The 3830-nt window shown below is 58.7% G+C and carries 5 protein-coding genes; 2 read left to right on the forward strand and 3 right to left on the reverse strand.

Features of this window, described 5'->3' with window-relative positions; all coding sequences use genetic code 11:
• The first annotated feature begins 341 nt into the window (after nt 1–341).
• Nucleotides 342–653 (forward strand): hypothetical protein, encoded by a 312-nt coding sequence (locus tag ACZBJS_RS42050; protein ID WP_463440286.1) that lies wholly within the window; start codon nt 342–344, stop codon nt 651–653.
• A 1388-nt stretch (nt 654–2041) separates the two neighbouring features.
• Here the strand turns inward: ACZBJS_RS42050 and ACZBJS_RS42055 are convergent.
• From ACZBJS_RS42055 to ACZBJS_RS42065, 3 genes are all read right to left on the reverse strand, one after another.
• Nucleotides 2042–2236 (reverse strand): hypothetical protein, encoded by a 195-nt coding sequence (locus ACZBJS_RS42055; protein WP_229193078.1) that lies wholly within the window; start codon nt 2234–2236, stop codon nt 2042–2044.
• A gap of 133 nt (nt 2237–2369) precedes the next feature.
• Complete coding sequence (locus ACZBJS_RS42060; protein WP_229193079.1) at nt 2370–2591, reverse strand: hypothetical protein; 222 nt, start codon at nt 2589–2591, stop codon at nt 2370–2372.
• Nucleotides 2592–2915: 324 nt separating this feature from the next.
• Nucleotides 2916–3179 carry a hypothetical protein gene (locus tag ACZBJS_RS42065; protein ID WP_229193080.1) on the reverse strand — a complete coding sequence of 88 codons (264 nt, stop codon included), beginning with the start codon at nt 3177–3179 and terminating at the stop codon, nt 2916–2918.
• A gap of 272 nt (nt 3180–3451) precedes the next feature.
• Here ACZBJS_RS42065 and tnpA point away from each other — a divergent pair.
• Nucleotides 3452–3830: IS66-like element accessory protein TnpA (gene tnpA / locus ACZBJS_RS42070; RefSeq protein WP_463440287.1), on the forward strand; the 379-nt coding region annotated here is incomplete at its 3' end.

Consider the following 3830-nt stretch of genomic DNA (forward strand, 5'->3'; position numbering starts at 1 on the left):
CGAGCCGATATCCCCAGAAGCATCGAAATCCTCGTGCCGCCAGAGAACTTGCCGATCCTAAGCTGGCTCGGTATCAAACCGTCAAAATCACTGTGACGAGCCACTAGTTCCGCCGATCATTTTTCATGTTCCCGCTCGTTGAGCGTTTCGCGTTTGATACCGGGTATTCGGAGATGCCCTGGAGGAGCATCAAATTTCCGGCGTAGCGGTCGATCACGCTGGACAGATTGATGATCGCCGCTTGGTTGATGGTGATCAGTAAAGATCATTGAGCTTTACCTCGTGGAACAGTCAGGTGTCCGCCCCGTTACACCGGCTCATGCTCAAGGGAGGACATCCATATGCTGAAAATCGGTTTTGCCCTGACGGCCGCCGCAGCGGCGCTAACAACCACATTGCTTGCCACTCCAGCCAAAGCCGAGGGCGTCAAAATGGCGCAAGGCGTTGATGTCCAGATCGGACGGGATCGCGAGGATCGCTATTACAGAGACCACGACTACAGGGACCGCGACCGCTACGATCGCGACACCACGGTTGGCATCGGCCCGGGAGGCGTTACGGTCGGCCCAAGACAGCGCTGTCACACAGAGGCTGTCACGGTCGAACGTGATGATGGCCGTCGGGTTACGCGCAGGGAACGCCGCTGCGACTAGCGCCAATTCCTCTTTCGGAAACATTTGGCAGGTTCGGCCCGGCCAGGCCGGGCGTCGGCTTGCCGTAGGCAAGGCAGGGAGCAAGACAGCGCCTTAGGGCCGATCGGGCCTTCGCCCAGGGGGTCTTGAACCGAACCGCGCCGCTTAGGTTTCCTCTTCGAGCACGGGAGGGTCCCTCAGGTTTCACGACCGAACGTTCCGCACAGCGTGCGTAAGATTTGGTTCAGGCGTGGATGGGTCGGTGCGCGCCGGAAGTTTACGGAACCTAGTGAGGTCCGGAACGGCAAAGCTTGCTCAACGTTCATAGGCGGGCCGCCGGACGGAGGTTCTTGTCCAATGAATGAAGCAACTTTGTTCATGGTGAGCTTAGTGGTTTTGGCGCTATGGGCCCGCTATCGTCGCGGTCCCTGACATCGTGGCGGCATGAAGCGAAAGCGGCTAAGGCTTCGCCGTTAGTTGCTAGGTGGGCCCCCGAGCCCTCGGACATTGCCTCAACTCGTTTCCCGAGCGTTGCATTCGCTCGCTCGATTTGTGCAGACAGCGCTGGGGCCTTTTTGGTTGGGAACTAATCCCATGCAGCGGCACTCGTGGCCCTGCTCGGTGTCGCGTCGCTACCGGCACCGGGAGCCCAGATTACACTTGTCCTCAGCTTCATAGCTGAGGCCGTTTCTTTCGGGAAAAAAATTGGGCAACCGCTTGGTTTGAGTGGTTTCCTTGGCCCCAGCTTGTACCCCTCGCTGGGGCCTCTTTGTGCGCATCAGACAGGCCGTTCGAACCGAAATAGGAGGCCCCGACAACCTTGGGGGCCTGCGGAGGCCGATGTCGGGGCCACTTGCCAGTCCCGCGTCGGGATTTGGCGTCAGAATGATTCTACAAGTTTGTAGACCTCGCAAGCAGGATCCCCGCTGTCTCTGCGAAGAGGTCTTCGCCTGGCTGCAGCATCCTCACGAAGGTTCGGATTCGTGGTACTCGAGGAACTGTCCTAGTTGGGACGCTCGCTGCCCCAAACGTGCTGAGCCTTTCCTATAGCGGCGTAGGAACGGACGTGGCCGAGTCGCTGATCGGATGTTCTGGCCTTAGCAATCGTTATGGTCCGCCAAGTGTTCTCCCTCTATAGGGGAGAAGTGTTACCGGGGTTCTCCGTGGGAGAACGGGAGTTCCGGCGCGATCCAGGAACGGCGCATCTGTCGATCCGTTAACGGACCATCACCGCGCGGTCATGGGTACCCATCGGCAATTCGTTAGGCTGTGGAATGCGAAGCCTTGCTCAGCGCTGGATCGAACATCACCTTGAGGCTGCTTCATCGGTAGCTGAAGAGAATGGTGATGAGCAGGCCCGCGTCATCATAGACCGCGCTCTGCGCAATATCTCTGAGCGCGCTAGTTTATCAGGCCGTCCCATGGACTGCAGAACGCAACTCTTCAGGCTTAGGATGGCAGAGCGCCACGTCGTTGAAGGCGAGCGACGCGTTAATCGGCAGGAACGCATAGTTGCCGAGCTTGATCGAGACGGCCACAATGCGACAGAGGCCAGAAGGCTGCTTGGAAACTTCTACGACGCCCAGAGGCTCCATCTTGAGCATCGGAGCCGCATGTTGAGAGAGTTGCAGTAAGGCCGCCTCAATTGGCGGCCTCTTTCATTGTGGACCTGCGATCAAATCAGCTTGTCGGCTTAGCACAGGCTGGTGCTGCCCTAGTTAGGTTCGCAGTCGGGAATTAGGACACAAAGTGCCTACGCACTTCGCCGGCGGCCATATTGAGCGCCGGGATGTGCTCGGCGGCAAGCTGTCGCTGGATGAGGCTAACAGCCCACCCTTCCGGGATTTCGTCCAGCACTCGATCAACCGCTTCTTCGCGCGAGGTCGCAGCGAGCCAGATTTGGACCTCGCCGTCATCGGTCGTCACGCGAACCAGATGAATTTCGGTAGCGGGCTGCATAACCGTAAAGCGATGCCTGAGCGGATTGTTTCTAGTCAGAGAACCAAGGCGGATTTTTGGAACAGGCCGGCGCTGAGGCAGTTACCGGGGGTGTCCAGATGCCACCCCCCATGGCATTGGACAACACCAACGGAAGATCAGGCCCCGGCGACGTGCCCGCCTCGCTGGGGCCGTTTCTTTGGGATAATGAGGTCCCCATGGAACTGGTGGAAGGAATCGTCGCAATCGTCGGAGTGCTCAGCGCGGCCGCTGCGGTTGGGACCGGATATTGGTACGTCATGTCAGAACGGCGAAGGCGATAGGCACAACGCCAATAGCTCTCGGTCAGGCGAACAGGTCTTTGCCCGGCTGAAGCATTCTCACGAACGTCCCGCTCTCATGGTACTCGAGCCAGCCCTGATCTTTGGCGTATTCTAAGCCGGCCCAATACTCGGCCGGCGTCGCTTTGTCCTGGTAGATCATAGGATAGTTGATCTTCTCGATGTAGGTCCGGCCGTCCTGCACGGGCTCGAATGCCCGGGCGTGCTCCATGATCCTGCGGGCGGCTTTCTCAGGGTCGGAGTAGGGACGATCACCCACGTATTTCATTTCTCATCTTGGGTTGCTTGGTCGGCAGGGAAACGATTCTCCATTCGTTATAGTCGTAGAGCCCGGCCCAGTGGTGAACAAGCATTCCACATTGCCGGCAATCGAAGCTCCCAGAAGTATTCGTATGGATTGCGCTGCGTTCCTGGATCGCCGAATAGACGATGCGGCAGCCGGGACAGGTGAAATGAACGTAAGCGCGAATTTCTCCGCACCTTTTGCTTTTGAGTGCTCTGATGCATGAGGTGTCCACCAAAATAGGTGGACACCTTGTGATGGCAGCGGACGATCAGAAACTGCGGGTCAGACTTGTTGGCCGGAACGGTCGCCGGCGCTACGAGGCGGCATCGAAAGAGCGTCTTGTCACGGCCTGCCTTGAGCCTGGGGTTTCGGTATCGAGGCTTGCACTCGAACATGGGGTCAACGCGAACCTGCTTCGGAAGTGGATCAAGAAGCACACCGCGACCAGGTCGCTGCCGCCGTCCTCACGCCCGGCGTTCATCCCGGTTCAGCTTGAGGGGGCCGCCGATCGAGCCCTGTCGCGGCAAGACAGCGTGGCGACGGTGGATTTGCCGGCGACTTGCGATGAAGTGCGTGGTTCGGAACCCAAAGGGACTCCAGCTTTTTGTTCTCCGGCCAAAGTGAGCGTGTCGC

The sequence above is a fragment of the Bradyrhizobium sp. KZN70725 genome, from assembly GCF_055264925.1.